Annotated in this window: 20 protein-coding genes and 1 tRNA gene; 5 read left to right on the top strand and 16 right to left on the bottom strand. The window is 69.9% G+C overall.

What is annotated here, in order from left to right; all coding sequences use genetic code 11:
- Position 1 precedes the first annotated feature (1 nt).
- From DFH01_RS11215 to DFH01_RS11205, 3 genes are read right to left on the bottom strand one after another with little or no spacing between them, the layout of a single operon-like run.
- Positions 2 to 856 carry an ABC transporter permease gene (locus tag DFH01_RS11215; protein WP_199231202.1) on the bottom strand — a complete coding sequence of 285 codons (855 nt, stop codon included), beginning with the start codon at positions 854 to 856 and terminating at the stop codon, positions 2 to 4.
- Positions 853 to 1665, bottom strand: a complete 813-nt coding sequence (locus DFH01_RS11210) for an ABC transporter ATP-binding protein (protein WP_109870509.1) — start codon at positions 1663 to 1665, stop codon at positions 853 to 855. Before DFH01_RS11210 ends, DFH01_RS11215 begins: the two co-directional genes overlap by 4 nt.
- 1 nt (position 1666) lies before the next feature.
- Positions 1667 to 2695: an ABC transporter substrate-binding protein gene (locus DFH01_RS11205; protein WP_109870508.1), complete on the bottom strand. Its 1029-nt coding sequence runs from the start codon at positions 2693 to 2695 to the stop codon at positions 1667 to 1669.
- Between the two features lie 248 nt (positions 2696 to 2943).
- Between DFH01_RS11205 and DFH01_RS11200 the strand changes: the two genes are divergently transcribed.
- Both DFH01_RS11200 and DFH01_RS11195 read left to right on the top strand, forming a co-directional pair.
- Positions 2944 to 3900 (top strand): fumarylacetoacetate hydrolase family protein, encoded by a 957-nt coding sequence (locus tag DFH01_RS11200; RefSeq protein WP_109870507.1) that lies wholly within the window; start codon positions 2944 to 2946, stop codon positions 3898 to 3900.
- Between the two features lie 98 nt (positions 3901 to 3998).
- Positions 3999 to 4523 carry a M23 family metallopeptidase gene (locus DFH01_RS11195; protein ID WP_158287717.1) on the top strand — a complete coding sequence of 175 codons (525 nt, stop codon included), beginning with the start codon at positions 3999 to 4001 and terminating at the stop codon, positions 4521 to 4523.
- Here the strand turns inward: DFH01_RS11195 and DFH01_RS11190 are convergent.
- The 4 genes from DFH01_RS11190 to DFH01_RS11175 all read right to left on the bottom strand — a co-directional run bounded on the left by DFH01_RS11190 (position 4511) and on the right by DFH01_RS11175 (position 7553).
- The gene (locus DFH01_RS11190; protein WP_109870505.1) at positions 4511 to 5791 is read right to left on the bottom strand and encodes a TRAP transporter large permease; all 1281 of its coding nucleotides are present in this window, start codon (positions 5789 to 5791) and stop codon (positions 4511 to 4513) included. The genes DFH01_RS11195 and DFH01_RS11190 overlap by 13 nt on opposite strands.
- Positions 5792 to 5801: 10 nt before the next feature.
- The gene (locus DFH01_RS11185) at positions 5802 to 6347 is read right to left on the bottom strand and encodes a TRAP transporter small permease (protein WP_109870504.1); all 546 of its coding nucleotides are present in this window, start codon (positions 6345 to 6347) and stop codon (positions 5802 to 5804) included.
- 10 nt (positions 6348 to 6357) lie between these two features.
- A complete protein-coding gene (gene dctP, locus DFH01_RS11180; protein WP_109870503.1) occupies positions 6358 to 7365 on the bottom strand; it encodes a TRAP transporter substrate-binding protein DctP in 1008 nt (335 codons plus the stop codon).
- 116 nt (positions 7366 to 7481) lie between these two features.
- Positions 7482 to 7553, bottom strand: a tRNA-Val gene (locus DFH01_RS11175).
- Positions 7554 to 7697: 144 nt separating this feature from the next.
- On the opposite strand from DFH01_RS11175, the gene DFH01_RS11170 reads away from it, so the two are divergent.
- Entirely contained in the window at positions 7698 to 8576 is an 879-nt protein-coding gene (locus DFH01_RS11170; protein WP_109870829.1) for an N-formylglutamate amidohydrolase, read from the top strand.
- A 234-nt stretch (positions 8577 to 8810) separates the two neighbouring features.
- Here DFH01_RS11170 and DFH01_RS11165 read toward each other — a convergent pair whose 3' ends face one another.
- On the bottom strand, positions 8811 to 9929 hold the full coding sequence (locus DFH01_RS11165) for a CaiB/BaiF CoA transferase family protein (RefSeq protein ID WP_109870502.1): 1119 nt from the start codon (positions 9927 to 9929) through the stop codon (positions 8811 to 8813).
- Between the two features lie 2 nt (positions 9930 to 9931).
- A complete protein-coding gene (locus tag DFH01_RS11160) occupies positions 9932 to 11098 on the bottom strand; it encodes an acyl-CoA dehydrogenase family protein (protein WP_233256068.1) in 1167 nt (388 codons plus the stop codon).
- Positions 11099 to 11190: 92 nt separating this feature from the next.
- Here DFH01_RS11160 and DFH01_RS11155 point away from each other — a divergent pair, with 92 nt between their 5' ends.
- Positions 11191 to 11859 (top strand): ion channel, encoded by a 669-nt coding sequence (locus DFH01_RS11155; RefSeq protein ID WP_109870501.1) that lies wholly within the window; start codon positions 11191 to 11193, stop codon positions 11857 to 11859.
- Here the strand turns inward: DFH01_RS11155 and DFH01_RS11150 are convergent, their stop codons facing one another.
- Complete coding sequence (locus DFH01_RS11150) at positions 11860 to 12447, bottom strand: LysE family translocator (protein ID WP_109870500.1); 588 nt, start codon at positions 12445 to 12447, stop codon at positions 11860 to 11862.
- A 39-nt stretch (positions 12448 to 12486) separates the two neighbouring features.
- Complete coding sequence (locus DFH01_RS11145; RefSeq protein WP_109870499.1) at positions 12487 to 13941, bottom strand: N-acyl-D-amino-acid deacylase family protein; 1455 nt, start codon at positions 13939 to 13941, stop codon at positions 12487 to 12489.
- Between the two features lie 99 nt (positions 13942 to 14040).
- On the opposite strand from DFH01_RS11145, the gene DFH01_RS11140 reads away from it, so the two are divergent.
- Entirely contained in the window at positions 14041 to 14238 is a 198-nt protein-coding gene (locus DFH01_RS11140; protein ID WP_109870498.1) for a hypothetical protein, read from the top strand.
- Here DFH01_RS11140 and DFH01_RS11135 read toward each other — a convergent pair.
- The 5 genes from DFH01_RS11135 to DFH01_RS11115 form a co-directional block, all read right to left on the bottom strand.
- Positions 14235 to 15965, bottom strand: a complete 1731-nt coding sequence (locus DFH01_RS11135) for an ABC transporter ATP-binding protein (RefSeq protein WP_109870497.1) — start codon at positions 15963 to 15965, stop codon at positions 14235 to 14237. The two genes, DFH01_RS11140 and DFH01_RS11135, sit on opposite strands and share 4 nt — an antisense overlap.
- Before the next feature lie 37 nt (positions 15966 to 16002).
- On the bottom strand, positions 16003 to 17001 hold the full coding sequence (locus DFH01_RS11130; protein ID WP_109870496.1) for a serine hydrolase domain-containing protein: 999 nt from the start codon (positions 16999 to 17001) through the stop codon (positions 16003 to 16005).
- Between the two features lie 69 nt (positions 17002 to 17070).
- The gene (locus DFH01_RS11125) at positions 17071 to 18732 is read right to left on the bottom strand and encodes a hydantoinase B/oxoprolinase family protein (RefSeq protein WP_109870495.1); all 1662 of its coding nucleotides are present in this window, start codon (positions 18730 to 18732) and stop codon (positions 17071 to 17073) included.
- Positions 18732 to 20816 carry a hydantoinase/oxoprolinase family protein gene (locus DFH01_RS11120; protein WP_109870494.1) on the bottom strand — a complete coding sequence of 695 codons (2085 nt, stop codon included), beginning with the start codon at positions 20814 to 20816 and terminating at the stop codon, positions 18732 to 18734. The genes DFH01_RS11125 and DFH01_RS11120 overlap by 1 nt, the downstream gene beginning before the upstream one ends.
- A complete protein-coding gene (locus DFH01_RS11115; protein WP_109870493.1) occupies positions 20813 to 22078 on the bottom strand; it encodes a hydantoinase/carbamoylase family amidase in 1266 nt (421 codons plus the stop codon). Before DFH01_RS11115 ends, DFH01_RS11120 begins: the two co-directional genes overlap by 4 nt.
- Positions 22079 to 22085: the final 7 nt, after the last annotated feature.

Raw genomic sequence — 22085 nt, 5'->3', positions numbered from 1 at the left:
CCTATCCCGCCGTGCGCACGCTGGAACGCTGCCAGAACACCAGCTTGCGCTCCAGCCACACCACCAGCCCGAAGGTCGCGAGGCCGAGCAGGCTGAGATAGAGGATCAGCGCGAAGACCCGCGCCGTGTCGAGGTTGGTGGAGGCCACGCGGATCAGCTCGCCGAAGCCCTTGCCGCCGCCCAGGAACTCGCCGGTGATCACGCCGGCCATCACGCCCACCGCCGCGATCTTGAGTCCTGTGAAGAACTGCGGCAGGCCCATCGGCAGCTTCATCTTCACCAGCGTCTGCCAGCGCGTCGCGCCCATGGTCTTGAACGCCATGCGCGCATTCTCATCCGCCGCGTGCAGCCCGGCCGCGGTGCCGACCACGATCGGGAAGGTGGCGATGAATGTGGCCAGCGCGACCTTGCTCTCGATCCCGAAGCCGAGCCAGGCAATGAAGATCGGCGCGAAAGCGACCTTCGGCATGGTGTCGAGCGCGACGAGATAGGGCATCACCGCGCGCTCGCCGAAGGCGGTCTCGCCCACCAGCACGCCGAGGGTGAAGCCGATGAAGATCGCCAGCGCGAAGGAGATCACCAGCTCCTGCAGCGTGATCATCAGCGAACCCAGCATGTAGCCGCCGGTGAGCAGGTTCTCGCCCACGAAGATCAGGTGCCGCAGCGTCTCCGCCGGCGTCGGCAGGATGATGGGCGAGACGATGCCGAAGTTGGAGACGAGGTGCCAGATCGCGATGAAGGCCACCGCCAGCAGCGCCATCGCGACGGAACGCGGGATGCGGTCGAACCAGGAGACCTGCTCGACCCAGACGGTGTCGCCGGGCGCGGGCTCGGCACGCAGGGTGGCGTCGCTCACAGGAAGGATCCCTTGTCGAGATGGCTGCGGATGCGGTCCACCAGTGCGCCGAAGCGCGGGGTGGTGATCATCTCCAGCGTTCGCGGGCGCGGCAGGTCCACCTCCACCGCCTCCACGAAGCGGCCAGGCCGCGGCGACATCACATAGACGGTGTCGGAGAGGATCACCGCCTCGGAGATGGAGTGCGTCACCAGGAACGCCGTGGCGTTGCGCGCCATGCAGATGCGCTGCAGCTCCATGTTCATGTAGTCGCGCGTCAGCTCGTCCAGCGCGCTGAAGGGCTCGTCCAGCAGCAGCACGGCGGGCTCCGTGATCAGCATGCGGCAGATCGCGGCGCGCTGCGCCATGCCGCCGGACAGCTCGCCCGGATAGACGGTCTCGAAGCCCTTGAGCCCGACCAGTTCCAGCAGCGCCCGCGCCTCGCCCTGCTTGGCGCGCGCCGCGGCCTTGCCGTCGCGGATCTCGATGGGCAGCACGACGTTCTCGAGCGCGGTCTTCCACGGGAACAGCGTCGCCTGCTGGAACATCATGCCGATGTCGCGGCGCGGCCCGGTCACCGGGCTGCCCGCCAGCATCACCCGCCCCGCCGATGGGGGGACCAGCCCCGCCATGATCTTCAGCAGCGTGGACTTGCCACAGCCCGACGCGCCGATCACCGAGGAGAAGCTCCCCTCGGTCAGCGTCAGGTCCACGCTGCCAAGTGCCTGGATGTTGCGCCGCGCATAGGTCTTGCTGACCCCGCGCAGCTCATAGACCGGTCGGCCGCGCTGCCCGGACGGGGCGAGGGCCTCTAGGCGTGCGGCCGACATGTCAGGTCCGGTTCCAGGCCTCGACGAAGCGGTTCGTATAGGCCGCCTCCAGGTCCGGCAGCGGCGCGTCGAGTTCCTTGCTCTGCACCAGGCTCTCGTGCCAGGCGCGCCAATGCGCCGGATCCTGCCAGCCCCAGCCCCTGGACGGGTCGTGCGGCTTGCCCTTCTCCAGCACCTGGTCGAGCAGGGCGTTCGCGAAGTTCCTGTTCTCGATTTCCTGCGGGTTGCCCGCGGCGAGGTGGCGCAGCACCTTGTCCCGGTTGGCGGGATCGTTGGTGAATCGCGTCGCGCGCACCAGGGCGCGGCCGAAGCCTTCCACCACCTGCGGATTCGCGTTGATGAACGACCCCATGGCGACATAGCCGTTGCCAAAGAAGGTCTGGTACTTGTCGGGCGTGATGTCGCGCACCGCCATGCCGCGGAAGTTCAGGATCGCCGCATCGGCCGTGGAGCCGACATAGGCCTCGATGTCGCCGCGCATGAAGCCCGCCACCGCCGGCCCGCCGTCGCCCACCGGGATGAAGCGGTAGTCCCGAGGCTCCTGCATGCCGAGGTCACTGAAGATCGCGCGTGCGAAGCCAACCTCCGCACCGTCCGCGGTGCCGACGCCGATGACCTTCCCGCGAAGCTGGTCCGGCGTCCGGTAGCTCGACCCTGTCTTCACAAGAATGCCGAAGGAACTGCGCGGCAGGGAGTTGTAGAGGAATACCACGTCCACGCCGCGCGCCCGCGCGCGCAGCACCGGGCCCGGGCCGGGCCGGCCGAACTGCGCCTGGCCGGAGGAGAGGGCCTGCAGCACGGGACCGGAGCCGTTCACCGCCTCAGACCGCACGGTCAGCCCTTCCGCCTGGAAGTAGCCTTCGCCCATGCCGACGAAGATCGGATAGGAGTTGATGGCCGAGGGGCTCGGCTGCACGAAGACAACCTGGCGCAGGTTGCGGTTCTGCGCGGCGGCGCCGCGCGCGACCAGCGGCGCGGCCAGGAGCCCGAGCGCGGCGCGCCGGGACAGCCCTGTGGCATGGATGCTCATGAACGCTTCTCCCATTGGTCTTGGATCGTTGGAGGCCAGCATAGCTGAGCGGCGGGTGTGGACAACTGGTCATTTTCGGCTGCGTCGCCCGGGCGCTCCGCCGCCGCCCGGACGCCGCTTGACGCCCCGCTTCGCCGCCTCCTAGCCTCGCGCGCGTATCGGCAGCGACCGGATGTCGCGGCGGTCATCTGCGGCCGGTCTTCCTGACCGCCGGGTAACGCCGCTGAAGCCGATCCCGGGGGAAACGCATGCGCCTCACCTATTTCGACGACTATCGGCTCGGCGTGCTGAAGGGCGACGGCATCGTGGATGTCACGTCGCTGCTCACCGCGCTGCCGCATCGCGACGCGCAGGACCTGATGCCGGCGCTGATCGCCGACTTCGCCGCGCATCGCGCCCGCATCGAGGCGCATGTCGCAGGCGCCGCGGCCAAGCCGCTCGCCTCCGTGCGCCTGCGTGCGCCGCTGCCGCGCGCGCGCCAGATCGACTGCATGGCGGTGAACTACATGGAGGACGGCACGCTGCCCGCGGCGCCGCCGATCAATGCCTTCCACAAGTCACCGAGCTCGGTCATCGGCCAGGGCGACACGATGGTGCTGCCCGACATCCCCGCGATCGTCTTCGAGGCGGAAGCGGAGCTCGCCCTCGTGATCGGCAAGCGCGCGACCAATGTCAGCGAGGCCGAGGCGATGAGCCACGTCTTCGGCTACATGAACTTCATCGACGGCTCCGCGCGCGGCATGCCGCCGGCCAACAACGTCTTCTTTCAGGCCAAGTCGCGCGACACCTTCGCGCCGATGGGCCCCTGGATCGTCACCGCCGACGAAGTGGCAGACCCGCAGAACCTGGATGTCCGCCTGACGATCAACGGCGATGTGCGCCAGGCCTTCAACACCAACGACATGGCGCACAAGATCCCGAAATGCATCGCCTGGCTCAGCGGCATCCACACGCTCGAGCCCGGCGACGTGGTGGCGACCGGCACCAACCACCGCGGACTGTCGGCGCTGCATGATGGCGACGTCATCGAGCTCGAGGTCGGCAGCCTCGGCAAGCTGCGCGTGCATGTGCGCGACGACCTGAAGCGCAGCTGGACCCGCGCGACGCGGAACCAGGAAGCCGAGAAGATGCGCGCCACGGGCGAGACGCCGCCGCCGACCGGCATCCTGGCGAAGCAGACAGGCGGGAAATACACGCCGGCCTGACGCTTGCCTGGCGCTTGCGGGACAACGCAGGCCCGGGGCGCGCGGCGGGCTTCACCGCGACGTTGTGGATCGCGCCGCCGATGTGCTGGATGCGCGGCATGTCCCTGCCGTGCGCGGCTTCGCCCCTGTCGATTCCGCTGCGCGCTCTCGGCGCGCTGGGCGCCTGGGCGTCCGCGGCGGTGGCGGAGCCGGTCACCTTCCAGCCTCCGCTCGCCCCGGCCTGCATCTCATCGCCCTTCGGGTCTCGGGCGGAGACGGGGCCACGCGCCAGCCGCTTCCATCAGGGCATCGACATCCCGGCCCCGGCCGGCGCCTGGGTGCGCGCGGCGGCGGCCGGCGAGGTGATCGCCATCCGCCGCACCACACGCGCCGGCGTCGGGCTGGAGGTCGAGCTTCGGCACGCCGACGGGCGCGTCACGCGCTACGCCCATCTCGGCACGGTCGCGCCGGCGCTGGCCGGCGGCCAGCGGCGCGTCGCCGCCGGCGAGCGGATCGCGCGGATCGGCCGCACCGGCATCACCTATGGCACGCATCTGCATCTTGAACTGCTCGTTGACGGGCAGCGCGTGGATCCGGCCCCGGTGTTCGGTCTGGCTCCCTGCCCGCCGCCTCAGCCGCCGTAGCCTGCCAGGCGCGGCAGCCACAGCGCGATCTCGGGGAAGGCGATGAGCAGCGCGGTCCCCAGGGCCAGCATCAGCATGTAGGGGTAGATGCTGCGGTTCACCTCGCCGAGCGAGGCGCCGGTGATCGCCTTGATCACCACGAGGTTCAGCGCCACGGGCGGCGAGATCAGCGCCATCTCCAGGCTCAAGGTCAGCAGCACGCCGTACCAGACCTTGTCGATGCCGAGCGTGCCGAGCAGCGGCAGGATCGCCGGCATGGTGAGCAGGATGATCGAGAAGCTCTCCAGCACCAGCCCGAGCACGAACAGCAGCACCATCATCGCGATCAGGAAGCCGGTGCGCGAGAGGCCGAGATCGGCGACGAGTTGCGTCAGCTCCTGCGGCACCTGCAGCTTGGTCAGCATGTAGCCGTAGATTGCCGCCCCCGCGATGATCATCAGCAGCATCGCGGAGGTGCGCGTCGCCTCCTGCACGCCGTCCAGCATGTCGCGCCATGTCAGCGTGCGGTAGATCAGCGCCGCGATCATCAGGGCGTAGAGCGTGCCGGTGCCCGCCGCCTCCGTGGCCGTGAAGACGCCGAGATAGATGCCGCCGAGCACGAAGATCGGCAGGCTGAGCGACCAGCAGGCGCGCAGCGCGACACCGCTCTCCATCTCGGCCGACGCCTCGTCGTCGGGCGCGCGCGCCTTGCCTTCCGTGAGGAAGACATAGAGCGCGAACATGCATGCCATCATCAGCCCGGGGATGACGCCGGCGAGGAACAGCGCGGCGACCGAGGTCTCGGTGACATAGGCGTAGAGCACCATCGGCGCCGAGGGCGGGATCAGGATGCCGAGCGTGCCGCCGCCCGCCACCACGCCAAAGGCGCCGCGGCGCGACATGCCGTAGCGCAGCATCTGCGGGATCGCGATCTTGCCGATGGTCAGCGCCGTGGCGACGGAGCTGCCGCTGATCGCGGCGAAGATCGTGCAGGCCGCGACGGTCGCCATGCCGACGCCGCCGCGCACGCGGCGCAGCAGGCCGAAGGCGGCGCCGTACAGGTCGTCCACAACCTTCCCGCGCACCATGATATGCGCCATCAGCATGAAGAGCGGGATGGCGACCAGCAGGTAGCCGTCCAGCTTGCCGATCACCATCTCGCCGAGCGCGGGCACGCCGCCCTCGACATAGAGCAGGACGCCGAGCGGCAGCAGGAACAGCGCCGCGAACATCGGCATGCCGAGGTAGAGCAGCGCGATCAGCGCAGCCAGGAGCAGCAGGAAGGTCATGAAGCGGGCGCTATTCCGCGCGCGCCAGCGGATCTCGCGCCAGCACGTCGTCCTCGGGCTTCGGCAGGTAGGCCGGCTCCCGGCCGATGACCAGCAGCAGCGCCTGGCACAGGGCGACGACCAGCAGCAGCGCCGCGCCCACCGGCATCAGCGCCTGGATCCACCATTGCGGCACGCCTTCCAGGTCGGTCATCACGCCGATCATCCGGCTGAATTCCACCATCTCCCAGCCCGCGGCCAGCAGCACCGCGGCGACCAGCGCCACCGAGAGCACGCCCAGGAGATGCGCAGCCCGCGCCAGCCGCGGGCCGACTCGCTTCACGGCGATGTCCACGCCGATATGCTCGAAGCGACGCTGGGTCTCGGGCGCGGCCAGCATTACCAGCGCCACCACCAGCCAGCCGGCGACCTTGTCGGTCCAGGGCTCCGGCTGGCCGAGCAAATAGCGCATGCCCACCGCGTAGCCGACGAGCAGCAGGCAGCACACGGTCGCCACCGCGCCCAGCGCGCCGGCCAGGCGCGCCAGCGCGGCGACCGCGCGCTCCAGCAGGCCCATTCCGGCGGCCTCAGGCCGCCGGGATGGCGTTCAGCAGCTCGATCGAGCGGCGGCCACCTTCCGGCGCCAGGCGGAAGAAGGCGTCCACCACCGGCTGCTGCATCGCGGCCTTCCAGGTCGCGCTCTCTGCCGGCGTCTGCTCGTGGATGGTCATGCCCTTCGCGCGGAGTTCGCCGACCGCGGCCGCGGCGGTGTCCTCGGTCACCTTGAGCTGGTCCTGCTCGGCCTTGCGCGCCGCGGCCTCGATGAAGCCGCGCTGCTGCGCGGTCAGCCCGTTCCACCAGCGCGGGTTCACATAGACATGGCTCATCACGGTGAAATAGGGCGCGACGGTGCCGAACTTCTGGATCTCGTAATAGCGCCGCGACACGGCGGCGGAGACGTCCGTCAGCCCCGCATCCAGCACGCCCGACTGCAGCGCCGGCGCGACTTCCGGCCCCGGCATCGCGGAGGGCGCGGCGCCGACGGCGCTGAGCGCGTGATCTGTCAGCGAATTGAGCCCGCGGATCTTGAGGCCGCGGAAATCCTCGAGGCTGACGATCGGACGGCGGTTGGAGGTGAAGATGCTCATCCGCGTGGTGTAGAGCCACATGAGGTTCTTCACCGCGCGGCGCTCCAGCAGCCCTTCCAGGAACTGCGCCGCCTCGCTGCCCGGGAAGCGGGCGATGCGCGGGTAGTCGGTGAACATGTAGGGGATGGTCACCACGTTCATCTCGGGGATCGTGGTGCCCCACTGGAAGTTCACGGCCGCCGCCGCCTCGAAGGCACCGCGGGCGACGCCCGGGAAGTTCTCGCCGGCCTTGGCAAGCTGCTCGGCGGGGAAGACCTGCACCCGCACCTGGCCACCGGAACGCTCGGCGACGTCCTCGGCGAAGGCAGCGATCACTCGGGCATTGTGATGGGAGGGCGGGAACTGGTGCGACAGGCGCATCGTCACCTGTGCCTGGGCGCGGGCGCTGCGCAGGGCTGCGGGTGCAGCCAGCAGCGAGCCGGCGGCGAGCAGGGTGCGACGGTTCATGGGTTCCTCCCCGTGCGGTCGAATGCGATGCGCGACCTTTGCGGCAGCGACAGGCACCGGTCAATCGGCGGGTAAGGATGAGGGGATGCGCAACGAGACCGGGACAGGCCGGGGAATGGGCGCGACAGGGATTGAACCTGTGACCCCCACCGTGTCAAGGTGGTGCTCTCCCGCTGAGCTACGCGCCCGCGATGCCCGTTCCGTGCGGAGCGCCTGCTTAGCCTTGCCGCGGAAGCCGCGCAACCCTGCCCGGCGCCGGGTTGCGTGTTCCTGTCGCCATGTCCCGGCGGGGATGACAAGCGAGGCAGGGCTGTGGCTTGATCGGGATGCGCATGGACCTGCCGGCCCCCTCCCCCTCCGCCGACGTGGTGCCGCCACCCGTCCGGGTGCTGCGGCCGGTGCGTCAGAGCGTGCCGCTGATCTTCGCATCGCCGCATAGCGGCGCGCATTACAGCGCGGAATTTCTGGCCGAGGCGCGGCTCGATCCGGTGGCGCTGCGCCGCAGCGAAGACAGCTTCGTGGACGAGCTCTTCGCGGCGGCGCCCGGCTTCGGCGCGCCGCTGCTGGCCGCGACCTTCCCGCGCGTGTTCTGCGACGCCAACCGCGAGCCCTGGGAACTGGACCCGGCGATGTTCGACGGGCCGCTGCCCGAATGGGTGAACAGCGGCTCGCCCCGGGTCGGCGCCGGGCTCGGCACCATTGCCCGCGTCGTGGCGAGCGGCGAGCCGGTCTATCGCAACAAGCTGCCCTTCGCCGAGGCCGAGGCGCGGGTGCGCGACTTCTGGCAGCCCTACCATGCCGCGCTCGGCGCCCTGATCGCCGAGACGCGGCAGGCCTTCGGCTACTGCCTGCTGCTGGACTGCCACTCCATGCCGACGCACCCGATCCAGAGCGCGTCGCCGGCCGATTTCGTGCTGGGGGATGCGCATGGCACCTCCTGCGCGCCGCGCGCCACGCGGGCGGTGGAGGATGCGCTGGCCGGATTCGGCTACCGCATCCGTCGCAACGATCCCTATGCGGGCGGCTACGTCACGCGCCACTACGGCCATCCGCGCCAGGGCGTGCATGTGCTGCAGATCGAGATCGCCCGGCGGCTCTACATGGACGAGGCAAGGGTGCAGCGGGCGCCCGGCATGGCCGGGCTGCAGCGCAATCTGCGCGAGTTCATCGCGACGCTCTCCGGCACGGATTGGGGCTTCCTCGGCCGCTGAAGGCGCGGGCGCCAAGCCGGCGCGCGGACGAAAAAAAACGGCGGTGCCCTGGGGCACCGCCGAGTTTAGGGAGGAAACGTCCAAGAAAGACAGCAAGCGGACGAACCGTCCTTGCTGCGATGCACAAATTAGGTGTCAGGCTGGCCTAACGCAAGCGGGCATTTTGCAGCGCAGCAGAATGCGGGCATGCGCCAAATGCATGGCCAAGAGCCTTGCGGGGCTTGTTAACCGAAATCAAGCAAACTCAGCCCGGATTGCGGCGCCATGCTCGTCCAGCGTCGGCACCGCGCCGCTTTGGCGCGCCGCGCCGGCAAAGCGCGGAGCCGGGGCCGCCAGGCTCACCATGCCGTTCGGCGTCGGCACCTCCATCCGGCGCAGGGCGGGATGGCGGGCGAACTCGGCCACGCCGTTGACGAAGCCATAGGCCGTGCCGGCCGAATCCAGCAGCCGCGCTGCGTCGGTGCGGGTCAGGCGGGCGAAGGCGGCGCCGACATGCGAATCAACCAAATTCCGGTTCTCGACCCGCTCGGTGTTGCTGCGCCAGCCTTGGCGCCGCGGCAACTCCGGCTCACCGAGCACGCCGGCGCAGAAAGCCGCCCATTCGCGCTCGTTCTGGATCGAGATCAGCACCAGCGCGCCGTCCGCGCAGGCGAAGGCGCCGTAAGGGCAGATTGACGGATGCGCGAGCCCCACCCGCTGGGGCGCCTTGCCGGTGCCCTCGAAGAAGGCCAACGGCACGTTCATCCAGTCCGCCATGGCGTCGAACAGGCTGACCGCGATCCCCGCCCCCTGCCCCGTGGTCCCGCGCGCGATCAGCGCCTCCAGCACCGCCGCATGGGCGTTCATGCCGCAGGCGATATCCACCACCGAGACGCCGACCCGCCCCGGCCCCGCCGGATGTCCGGTGATGGAGGCCAGCCCGGATTCGGCCTGGACCAGCAGGTCATAGGCCTTCATCCGGGCATAATCGCCCTCCTCGCCATAGCCCGAAATGTCCACGGTGATCAGCCGCGGGTGCTTCGCGCGCAGCTCCGCGCTGCCGAAGCCCGCGCGGGCCAGCGCGCCTGGCGCCAGGTTCTGGATGAACACGTCAGCCCTGGCGACCATCCGCGCCAGCAGCGCCTTGTCGCCGGGATCCTTGATGTCGAGGGCGATGCTCTCCTTGCCGCGGTTCAGCCAGACGAAGTAGCTGGACTGCCCGGCGGCCGCGGTGTCGTAGCCGCGCGCGAAGTCGCCTTCGCGGCGCTCGATCTTGATCACCCGCGCGCCCGCGTCGCAGAGCTTCTGGGAGCAGGTCGGCGCGGCGACGGCCTGCTCCATCGAGACGACGAGCAGACCCTCGAGCGCACGCATCCTCAGTAGCTCCGCGGCATCCCGAGCACGTGCTCGCCGATGTAGCTCAGGATCAGGTTTGTGCTGATCGGCGCCACCTGATAGAGCCGCGTCTCGCGGAACTTGCGCTCGATGTCGTATTCCTCCGCGAAGCCGAAGCCGCCATGCGTGTTCACGCAGGCCTCGCCGGCGGCCCAGCTCGCCTCGGCGGCCAGCATCTTGCCCATGTTGGCTTCCTCGCCGCAGTTCTGGCCGGCCTCGAACTTCGCCAGCCCCTGCTTCACGATGGCCTCCGCCGCGCGCATCTGCGCGTAGGCCTTGGCGATCGGGAACTGCACGCCCTGGTTCGCGCCAATGGGCTTGCCGAACAGCACGCGCTCCTTCGCGTAGTTGCGCGCCTTCTCGATGAACCACTTGGCGTCGCCGATGCACTCCGCGGCGATCAGCAGCCGCTCGGCGTTCATGCCGTCGAGGATGTAGCGGAAGCCCTTGCCCTCTTGCCCGACGAGGTTCGCGGCGGGCACCTCCATGTTGTCGAAGAAGACCTCGCAGGAATTGTGGTTCATCATCGTGCGGATCGGGCGGATCGTCAGGCCGTTCCCCAACGCTGTCCGCATGTCCACGATGAAGGTCGAAAGACCCTCGGTCTTCTTCGCCACCTGGTCGCGCGGCGTGGTGCGCGCCAGCAGCAGCATCAGGTCGGAATGCTCCGCGCGGCTCGTCCAGATCTTCTGGCCGTTGACGACATACTTGTCGCCTTCGCGCCGCGCCGTGGTGCGCAGCGCGGTGGTGTCGGTGCCACTGGTCGGCTCCGTCACGCCGAAGGCCTGCAGGCGAAGCTCGCCCGCGGCGATCGCCGGCAGGTACGCCTGCTTCTGCTCCGGCGAGCCGTGCCGGAGGATCGTGCCCATGATGTACATCTGGGCGTGGCAGGCCGCGCCGTTGCAGCCCGCAGCCTGGATCTCCTCGAGGATCGCCGCGGCGCCCGAGAGCGGCAGGCCGGCACCGCCGAATTCCTCCGGGATCAGCGCGGCGAGCCAGCCGGCCTCGGTCAGCGCCCGGACGAATTCGGTCGGATAGGCGCGCTTCGCATCGAGTTCGCGCCAGTATTCGCCCGGGAACTTCGCGCAGAGCTTGCGCACCTCGGCGCGGATCTCGGCGTGCGGGTCGGCGGCGCTGTGCATGTCCATCGTCTGGTCTCCTGCCCGGCGGATTAGGGCGCGCTCCGTCCCCTGTCCAGGCGCCGCTTGCCGCCGGCCGCGCGCTCGGCAAGGCTGCAACAGTGCAGATCCCGGCCGAGGAACAACGCCGCCACGCCGCGAAGCCCGGAACAGGCAGCCCGGATGCGGCGGCGCATGCGATGCTGTTCGGCCTTGTCGCCGGCCTGTTCCTGATGCCGCTGCTGGCGGCCGCGGGGTGGCTGCCGGGCTGGCTACCGAACGCGGTGACCGTGGCGACGCTGATCGCCGGCAGCCTCGCGCTTCGCCGGCAGGGGCGCCTCGGTTGGGCAGTGGCCGTTGCGATGCTCCTGGCGGCGGCGGCGCAGGGCGTGCCGGGCCCCACGCCGGACTGGGTGATGGCCGGCGGGCTGGCCTTGCTCGGCGCGGCCCTGCTGCGCGGCGTGCTCGCCCCGGGCCGCGTCACCGGCGCGCGGATCGAGGGGGCGGTCGCGCTCTACCTGCTGGTCGCCCTGCTCTTCGCCCATCTCTACGAGGGGCTGGAGTCAGCCCTTCCCGGCAGCTTCGCCGGCCCGATCGGCGAGGACGGGTCGCTCCGCTACCTCAGCCTCATCGTGCAGACCAGCACGGGTCTCGGAGACATCGTTCCGGCCGGCGCCGTGGCGCGCACGCTGGTGACGCTGCAGGCGCTGACGGGACAGATCTTCATCGCGGTGCTGTTGGCCCGGCTTGTCTCGCTGGAGATCGCGTCCCGCCGCGACCAGGACGGCTGATCAGCGCAGCAGCGGCAGCACGCTGAGCGCCAGCAGCACGCCCATCGCGATGTTGAAGCGGCGCAGGCTGCGCGCATCCCGCAGCACGCGCCGCGCGCCGGCGCCGAGCCCCGCCCAGACCAGCAGGCACGGCATGGAGATGGCGCCGAACACCAGCGCGATGGTCAGCACCTGCGGCAGCAGCGCCTCGCCCGGCCGGGTGTAGCCCGCGATGGCCGCACCCGCGATCATCCAGGCCTTGGGGTTCACCCATTGGAACAGCGCGGCCTGGACGAAATTCATCGGCGGCCGCGCCGGCCCCTCGCCCGGCGGCGGCGCGGTCGCGATCTTCCAGGCCAGCCAGAGCAGCCAGAGCACCGCCACCACCTGCAACCCGGCATGGATGGTCGGGCTCGCCGCAAGCGGGCCGGCCAGCCCCAACCCGACCAGCGCGATCATCGCAGAGAAGCCGAAGGTGATGCCGAACATATGCGGCATCACCGCCCGGACACCGCTGCCCGCCGCGCCGGCCGCCACCATCAGCACATTCGGCCCCGGGGTGACCGAGCCGGCAATGGCGAAGCCCAGCAGCGGCAGGAGATCGGCCATGTCCGAATTTATAGGTCAGCAATACTGACCTTGCAAGCGCTACCCCTTGTGGCGCGTCACCAGCCGGCCCGGCCGCTCTCCGGTGGCACCCTTGCCGGCGCGGAAGGTCGCCACGCCATTCGCCCAGACCTCCTCGATGCCGATGGAGGGCACCTTCGGCTTCTCGAAGGTTGCCGCATCGATCACGGTCGCCGGATCGAACAGCACCAGGTCGGCATAGGCGCCCTCCCGCAGCACGCCGCGATCGACGATGCCATAGGCCTCCGCGCAGCGGCCGGTCATCTTGTGGATCGCTGTCTCCATGCTGAACAGGCCGAGGCCGCGGCTGTAGTGGCCCAGCACGCGCGGGAAGGTGCCCCAGAGCCGCGGATGCGGATGCGCGTCATGCGGGATGCCGTCGCTGCCGATCATGGACATCGGATGCGCCATGATGCGCTGAACGTCGTCCTCATCCATCTGGAAGCTGATCTGGCCGGCGGGCAGCAGCTGCTCGGCCGCCGCCTTGATGTCGGTGTTCCAGCCACGGGCGATCTCGTGCAGGTAGCGCCCGGCCATCTCGGGATGCGGGATGGACCAGGTGATCATCACCTTCACGTCGTCGCGCAGCCGGTCCGGCATCAGCACGGTGGAGCCGGCCGGATAGGGATAGACGTCGAAGGCCAGTTGCTGCGTGCGGGCATAGGCCTCGAGCAGCGGCAGGGTCTGGATCGAGCGGCCGTAATTCTCCGGCTGCGAGCATTTGTGGTGGCTGATCTGCACCTGCACGCCGGCGCGCTTGCCGATCTCCATCGTCTCCTCGATGGCAGCGAGGATGTGGTCCGCCTCGTCGCGCATATGCGTGGAGTAGAGGCCGTCGAAGGGCTTCAGCGCCTCCGTGATCGCCACCACCTCGTCGGTCGTCGCATGCATGTTGGGCTTGTAGTAGAGGCCGGTGGAGAAGCCCGAGGCGCCTTCCGCCATGGACTGCTTCACCCGCGCATGCATATGCGCGATCTCCTTGTCGTTCGCCGGCCGATAGACGTCGCCGTTCATCGCCTCGACGCGGAGCGTCTGGTTGCCCACCAGGGCATAGACGTTGACCTCGGACCCCTTGCTGTTGATCGCGTGGGCGTAGTCGCCGAAATCGCCGAACTTCCACCAGCCATTGGCGCCGACAAGGTCGAGCGGCGGCGGAGGCTCCTGCTTGAAGCGGGCGGGCGCGAGCGAGACGCCGCAGCAGCCGCAGACCACGGTGGTGACACCCTGGCTGGTCTTGCAGAGCGTCCCCTCCTCGCCCATCAGCACCGCGCGGTCGTCATGGGTGTGGGCGTCGATGAAGCCCGGCGCAATGGCCTTGCCCGTCGCAATCACCTCCCGGTCCGCGGAGGCGCCGCCAAGGTCGCCGACGCCGACGATGCGCTCGCCGGTGACGCCGACATCGCCCACGCGGCGCGGGGCGCCGGTGCCGTCGAAGATGGTGGCGTCGCGGATGATCAGGTCGCAGCGCAGGGCCATGGGGCGTTCCGTTCCGTGCAGGCGTCGAGTTGGGTGATCATGGCAAGCGCGGGCGCCGGACGGAAGGGAGCCAGCAGCCGCCCCCGGCGTTCCGGCCGCATGGCGAAGTCCCCGAAGCCCACCCTGCCCACCGGCGCCGCGGAGCGCATGAACAGCGCCGATCCCGGGGCCGCGAACACCGCGGAGAAGGTCCAGCGCGGCGACATCACGCGCAATCCGAAGGCGAAGGTGCCCTCGGACCTCTACCCGGACCCACCGGGCGTCACGGCGGACACCAAGGGCGCGCCGGACGACTAGCCGGCCGCCGCCTCGCCGCCGAACTGCGCCGCGTGCAGCCCGCGATAGAGCCCGCCGCGGGCCAGCAGCGTGGCATGCGTGCCCTGTTCCGCGATGCCGCCATCCGCCACCACCACGATCCGGTCGGCGTCGCGGATCGTCGCGAGGCGGTGCGCAATCACCAGCGTGGTGCGCCCACGGGCGAGTTCCGTCAGCGAGGCCTGGATTGCTCGCTCCGTCTCCGTGTCCAGCGCCGAGGTCGCCTCGTCCAGGATCAGGATCGGCGGGTTCTTGAGGAAGATGCGCGCGATCGCCAGGCGCTGCTTCTGCCCGCCGGAGAGCTTCACGCCGCGCTCGCCCACCACCGTGTCCAGCCCCTCCGGCAGGTCGGCGATCAGCGCATCCAGCCGGGCGCGGCGGGCGGCGTCGCGGATCTCGGCATCGTTCGCGCCGAGGCGGCCATAGGCGATGTTCTCGCGCAGCGTGCCGGCGAATAGGAACACGTCTTGCTGCACGATGCCGATCTGGCCGCGCAGGCTCGCCAGCGTCATGGCGCGGATGTCGATTCCGTCCACCGTGATGCGCCCGCGATCCGTCTCGTAGAAGCGCGGCAGCAGGGAGCAGAGCGTCGTCTTGCCGGCGCCGGAGGGCCCCACCAGCGCCACCGTCTCCCCCGGCGCGATGGCGAGATCGAGGTCCCGCAGCACCGGCCGTGCCGGGTCGTAGCCGAAGCTCACGCCCTCGAACCGCACGGCACCGCGCAAGGCGGGTGCGGGCCGCGCATCGGGGCTGTCGGCGATGTCGGGCGCGATCGCCAGCAGGTCCAGATAACGCCGGAAGCCGGCGATCCCCTTGGGATAGGTCTCGATCACCGCGGCGATCTTGTCCATCGGCCGGTAGAACACGCCGACCAGCAGCAGGAAGGCGACGAAGTCGCCGACGCTCATGCTGCCGCGCACGATGAAGAGCGAGCCCGCCAGCATCACCACCACCTGCACCAGCCGGAGGCCGAGATAGTTCAGCGTGATCCCCGTCGCCATCAGGCGGTACGCGTCCAGCTTGGTGCGGCGATAGCCGTCGTTGTCGGCGGCGAAGAGCTTTCGTTCGTGCTCCTCGTTGGCGAAGGCCTTCACCACGCGGATGCCGCCCACTGCCTCCTCGATCCGCGCGTTGAAGGCGCCGACGCGGGCGAATTGCTGCTGCCAGTTCCCGGTCATCCGCCCGCCGTAATGCGCGATGACGAAGGCCGCGGCGGGCACGACAAGCAGCGTGATCAGCGCCAGCTCCACATTCACGTAGAGCATCAGCGCGAAGGCGCCGAGGAAGGTCAGCACCGCGATCAGCAGGTCCTCCGGCCCGTGATGCGCGACCTCCCCGATCTCCTCAAGGTCCTTGGTCAGCCGCCCGACCAGGTGTCCCGTCTTCTGCCCGTCATAGAAGCGGAAGGAGAGCTTCATCAGGTGGTCGAAGGCGCGGCGCCGCAGCTCCGTCTCGATGGCGATGCCGAGCACATGGCCCCAATAGGTCACCACCGCCATCAGCACGCCGTTCAGCACGTACACCGCCAGCAGCGCCGCGATGGCCAGCACGATCAGCGGGATGTCCTGCCCCGGCAGCAACCGGTCCACGAAGGCGCGCACCGCCATCGGGAACAGCAGTTCCAGCAGGCCCGATGCCGCCGCGCAGCCGAAATCGAGCAGCAGCAGCCGCTTGTGCGGGCGGTAATAGGACAGGAACTGGCGGAGCATTCCGGGGCAGGTCGGTCATCCGACCCCGGCTGTCAACTCAGGCCGGCGCCGCGAAGGCCGGCATGATCGCCTCCACCAGCAGGGCGTGCAGCGTATGGACCTGGCCGTTGGCGCGCGGCACGGCGGGGTCCGAGGTCATCACCACGCTCAGCGCCAGGCCGGGGATCAAATAAGCCATCTGCCCGCCATAGCCCCAGGCGAAATAGACCGCGTGGCCGCGCGCCTCGCCGATCCACCAGCCGAGCCCGTACATCTGCCCGCTCCAGGCCGAACGCGCCTGCGGCGTCCAGGCGGCCTGGCGGAAATCGGGCGGCACCACCTGCCGCCCGGCATGCCGCCCCTCGTTGCGCCAGCATTCCGCGAAGGCCAGCAGCGCGCGCGGGCTCAGCGCCATCTCGTTGCCGCCGAAATGCAGCCCTTCCGGCGCGCGCGTCCAGTCGGGGATGACGATGCCGAGCGGCTCGCCCAGCCACTCCCGCGCCAGCGCATGCAGGCTCTTGCCGCTGGCGCGCGCCAGTACGGCGCCGAGGATGTGGGACGTGCCTGTCGAATAGATCATCCGCCCGCCCGGCTCGTCCTCCATCGGGCGGGTCAGGGCGAAGCGCAGCCAGTCGCGGGAGGAGACCCAGGCGCCGTAGTTGCTGCCGGAGGTGCGCTCCAGCCCGGCGCGCATCGCCAGAAGCTGGCGGATGGTGATGTCGCGCACGCGCGGATCGGCTTCCCGCGGGACGGAGCGGCCGAGGATCGGGCCCACCGGCTGGTCCAGGCCGTCCAGCGTGCCGCGCGCCACCGCGATGCCGGCCAGCGTGGCCAGGATCGTCTTGGAGGCCGACTTGATGTTGGCAGGCCTATCAAGGCCAGGACCGCGGAACACCCTTTCCAGCACCGGCACGCCATCACGTGCGACGATCAGCGTGCGCAGGTTGGGCAGCGCAGCGGCGCTCTCCACGGCCGGCGCCAGCACGGGCGCGTCGGCCAGCGCCGGCAGGGGCAGCGCGGCGGCGAGCAGGGCGCGGCGCGGAATGCGGGGCGACATGCCGCCAGAGTGGCCACGGGCCGCGGCAGGCGGAAGCCCGCCCGCCGATCACGTCACACTCCGTGACGCTCAGTCCGCGCCGTAGAGCGCCCGCGCCTGGTCCTCGCTGACCAGACCATCCGCCACGTCGCGCGCAACCTTCGCGCGGTCCCGCTGCTTCGGATCGCCCATGCCGCCGCCGCCCGGAAGCTTGAGCAGCAGGTGCCGGCCCTTCGGCACGATCTGGAAGCCCTTGGTGCGGATGCGCGTGCCGTCATCGAAGCCCACCCAGCCCGGCGCGCCGTCGCCGCCGCCCTCGCGCCCTTTCGGCGCGTTGGCGACGCGGTCGAAGGTGGCGTTCACGGCGAACTCCGCATCGCCCTTGGCGCCGATCTCCATCACCTTGCCGAAGCCGCCGCGGGTGCGTCCGGCGCCGGCGGAATCCTCGCGCAGCTGGTTCTGCCAGAAGATCACCGGCGCGACATTCTCGGTCGCCTCCACCGGCATGGTGCGCACGCCGGAGGGGAAGGCGGTGCCGTCCAGACCGTCCTTCGTCGGCCGCGCGCCGGTGCCGCCGGAGTTGAAGGTGATGATCTCGAAATCCGGCAGCTCGGCCTCCGCCCCGCTCACCTGCGCACCGCCACGCAGCGGCGGGTTCCACAGCGCCGAGGAGCCTTCCGCGTTCACCCGATACGGCACCGCCTGGTGCAGGCAGCCCATCATCAGGTCGGGCAGCAGTTGGCCCACCACGTGCCGCACGCTGACGGGATAGGGCCGCGGCGCGTTCAGGATGCAACCTTCCGGGATCTCCATGCGGAACGGCGCGAGGGAGGCCCAGTTGTTCGGGATCTCCGGCGCGACGACGCATTTGATGCCGAAGCAGGAATAGGCGCGGCAATAGGCGGCGGGGACGTTGATGCCGCGGTTCGACAGGCCGGAGGTCCCGGCATAGTCCACCACGATCTCGTCCTTGCGGACCGTCATGGCCGCCTTCAGCGTCACCGGCGCCTCGTAGCCGTCCGAGCGGATCTCGCCACGATAGGTGCCGGCGGGGATCGTCGCGATCTCCTCCAGCGTCGCCTTCAGCGATGCGTCGAAGATGTACTCCGCGAGGTCGTCGATGCTCTCCATCGCGAACTCGTCCATCATCTCGACCAGCCGCTTGGCGCCCGCGTCGTTGCAGGCGCAGAGGGAATAGACGTCGCCCTCCAGCTCAACCGGCGTGCGGCTGCCGGCACGGATGAAGTCAAAAAAAGTCTCGTTCGCCTGGCCGCGATCGAAGCACTTCACGATGGGGATGTAGAGCCCTTCCTCGAAGACGCTCCGCCCTTCCGGCCCCATGCCGAGCCCGCCGACATCGATCACATGCGCCGTGTTGGCGAACAGCCCGACGATCGTCCCGTTGCGGAAGGCCGGGGTCACGACCGTCAGGTCGTGCAGATGCCCGGTGCCGAGCCAGGGATCGTTGGTGATGTAGTGATCGCCCGGCTGCATCGTCTCCGCCGGGAATTTTTGGAGGAAATGCCCGACGCTCTCCATCATGGAGTTGACGTGACCGGGCGTGCCCGTGACGGCCTGCGCCAGCATGCGGCCCTTGAGGTCGAAGATGCCCGCCGAGAGATCGCCCGCTTCCCGCACCGTGGTGCTGAAGGCGGTGCGGATCATGATCTGCGCCTGCTCCTCCACCACAGCGATCAGGCGGTTCCACTGGATCTGGCGCTGGATTTTCTCCAGTGCTGCGTTCGCGGCCATCAGTGTGTCCCCCGCGTCAGTTCCAGATACCCCAACCCATCCATCCGGCAGCGCCAACCCGGCCCGACCAGGGTGGAGGTCTCGTTCTCCGCCACGATGCAGGGGCCAGGCACCTCGGCACCCTGTGCAAGCGCAGCGCGGTCATAGACCGCCCACTCCGCCACCTCGCCGGTCGCCGTGTCGCGCACCGCCTGCACACGCACCGGCTTCGGCGCCGGCGCATCATGCACCGGCGCAATCGGCTTCACCTCCTCGACCACCGTCGCCACGGTGACCGCGAAGGAAAGAATCTCCACGTCGCTGCCGGGCACCGGGCGGTCGTAGAAGCGCGTGTATTCCACGTCGTAGGCCGCGCGGATCGCCGCAACGTCGTCCTTCGTCAACTCGCGCACCGGGATCGCCACCGCGATCTCGTGGCCCTGGCCGACATAGCGCATGAAGGCCAGGCGATGCTCGGTGCTCGGCGCGCCGAAGCTGCCCTCGGCCACCACGGCGCTCGCCTCCGCCGACATCGAGGCCAGCAGCGCGTTCACCGCATCCAGGTCGAAGCTGGCGAAGCGTTGGTAGAGCGACTTCACCACCTCATAGGCGACCGGCGCGCGCAGGAAGCCGATGGCGGAGCCGACGCCGGCCCCGCTCGGCACCAGCAGCCGCGTCACGCCGATCTTCTCCGCCACGCGATAGCCATGCACCGGACCGCCGCCGCCGAAGGCGATGATGGCGCGGCCCTCATAGCCCTTGCCGGATTCGATCGCGTGGACGCGGGCGGCATTCGCCATGTTCTCGTCCACCATCTCGACGACGCCGAGCGCCGCCATCTCCGGCGAGAGGTTCAGGCGTGCGCCGACCTCCGCGCCCATCGCGTCCTTCGCCGCGCCGGGATGAAGCTTCAGCGCACCGCCGGCGAAGAGGTCCGGCTCATAGCGGCCGAGCAGCAGGTTCGCGTCCGTCACCGCGGGCTGCTTCCCGCCGCGGCCGTAGCAGGCCGGTCCCGGATCGGCGCCGGCGCTCTCCGGCCCCACCTGGATGCGGCCCATGCTGTCGAGATGCGCGATCGAGCCGCCGCCGGCGCCGATCTCCACCATCTCGATCACCGGGATGCGCAGCGGCAGCCCAGAACCCTTCTTGAAGCGGCCGACGCGCGCCACTTCGAAGCTCCGCGCGGCCTGGGGCGCGAACTCATCCACCAGGCAGACCTTGGCGGTCGTGCCGCCCATGTCAAAGGACAAAACCTTCTGCCAGCCTTTCTGGCGCGCGACATGCGCGGCGAAGATCGCGCCGCCTGCGGGGCCGGATTCCACCAAGCGGATCGGGAAACGCGCGGCGGTTTCCAGCGTGGTGAGCCCCCCGCCCGACAGCATCAGGAACAGCGGGCAGGTCAGCCCCGACGCGCGCAACCCGTCCTCCAGCCGATGCAGGTAGGAGGCCATCTTCGGCTGCACATAGGCGTTCGCGACGGTGGTGGAGAAGCGCTCCCACTCCCGCATCTCCGGCGAGACTTCGCTGGACAGCGAGACGGGAAGCTCCGGCCACACCTGCCGCACGATCGCCGCCGCGCGGCGCTCATGCGCGGGATTGACGAAGCTGTGCAGGAAGCCGATCGCCAGGCTCTCGATGCCTTCCGCGCGCAGGACGTCGAGCTGGCGACGCACCGCGTCCTCGTCCAGCGCGCGCAGCACGTGGCCTTCGTTGTCCAGGCGCTCCGGCACCGTCACGCGCCAGCGCCGCGGCACGAGCGGCTGCGGCAGCTCGATGTTCAGGTCGTACTGGTCGTACCGGCTCTCATTGCCCAACGCGAGGACGTCCCGGAAGCCGTCCGTCGTCAGCAGCGCGGTCTTCGCACCCTTGCGCTCGATCACGGCGTTGGTCGCGAGCGTCGTGCCGTGGATCACCACGGAAATGTCCGCCGGCTGCAGCCCTGCCCGCCCGAGCACGACGCGCACGCCTTCCAGCACGCCGAGTTCGGGCGCATGCGGCGTTGTGAGCACCTTTGCGGTCCAGCGATCCGTGTCCTCGCCGATGCCGCGCTCGATGGCGAGGTCGGTGAAGGTGCCGCCGATATCGACTGCCAGCCGTGCGGTCACTGCGCCGCCTCCGCCGCCCAGCGCGTCACAACCGCGCAAGCCGCCGCAAAATCGTCCATCCGCATCGCCTCGTTCGGATTGTGGCTGCCGTTCTGGTTGCGCACGAAGATCATCCCCGCGGGGATGCCCGCCTGCACGAAGGCCGCGGCGTCGTGGCCGCCGCCGCTCGCCATCCCCTTGTGCCTGATGCCGAGTTGCTCCGCCGCGCGCTTAAGCCCGGCCTGGATGCCGGCATCCATCGGCGCCGCGCGGCTGCTAGTCTCCTTGCCCAATTCGAAGCGCACGCCGCGGCGGGCCTCGATCTCCGGCACGATGTCGTAGAGCGTCTCCATCAGCGCATCCACGCTGTGCGGATTCACGCTGCGCACGTCCAACTGGAATTCCGCCTCGCCGGCGATCTTGGTGAAGCCGGCCTCGGCCGTCGTGCCCAGCACGCAGAAGGTGCAGACCAGTGCGTGGCCCTGCGCCTCCAGCTGCACCCAGCGCTCGTCCACGCGATGCGCGAGTTCGGCCAGCGCGATCGCCGCATCGCGCCGGTATTTGCGGGGGGTCGCCCCGGAGTGGTTGTATTCGCCGACCACGCGCGCCGCGCGCAGGCGGCGGCTGCCGGGGATGCCGGTGATGATGCCGACCGGGATCCCCTCCACGTCCAGCACCGGCCCCTGCTCGATATGCAGTTCCAGAAAGGCCACGGTGTCCGCCGCGCTGAAGGTCCGTCCGCCCGCCTCGACGAAGCCGGGATCAAAGCCTTCTTCACGCATGTGCTCGGCAAGCGTGCGCCCGGAATCCTGGCGCTTCACGGCCAGTTCCCCGGCCGTCAGCAGGCCGAGCGCGCCGCGGCTGCCTGGATAGCTGATCGGGAACCAGCTTCCCGCCTCCTCCGCGCGCACCGCCACCACGGTCACGTCGCGGCCCGGCACGAAGCCCGCGCGCTTCATCCCCGCCACGGCGGCGAGCCCCGCCAGCACACCCGCGGCGCCGTCATAATTGCCGCCGGACTGCACGGAATCGAGGTGGCTGCCCAGCAGCACGCGCTTCGCCGCGCGGTCGGACCCCGGCAGCGTCATCAGCAGGTTGCCGACGCGATCGGCGCGCGTCTCCAGCCCCACCGCCTCCGCCGCGGCGCGGACGATGGCATGCGCCTTGCGCTCGCCATCGCCATAGGCCGTGCGCGTGATGCCCACGCCGTCATGCGTCGCCGCACGCAGCTCGTCGAACAGGCGTTCGGCGAGCGCGACATCTGGGGTGAGATTCGGCAGCATGGTTTCC

Source organism: Falsiroseomonas bella (genome assembly GCF_003173615.1).
Taxonomy (GTDB): domain Bacteria; phylum Pseudomonadota; class Alphaproteobacteria; order Acetobacterales; family Acetobacteraceae; genus Falsiroseomonas; species Falsiroseomonas bella.
Note: the sequence above shows the minus strand (reverse complement) of the source record. Positions and strands in the feature narration are given on the sequence as shown.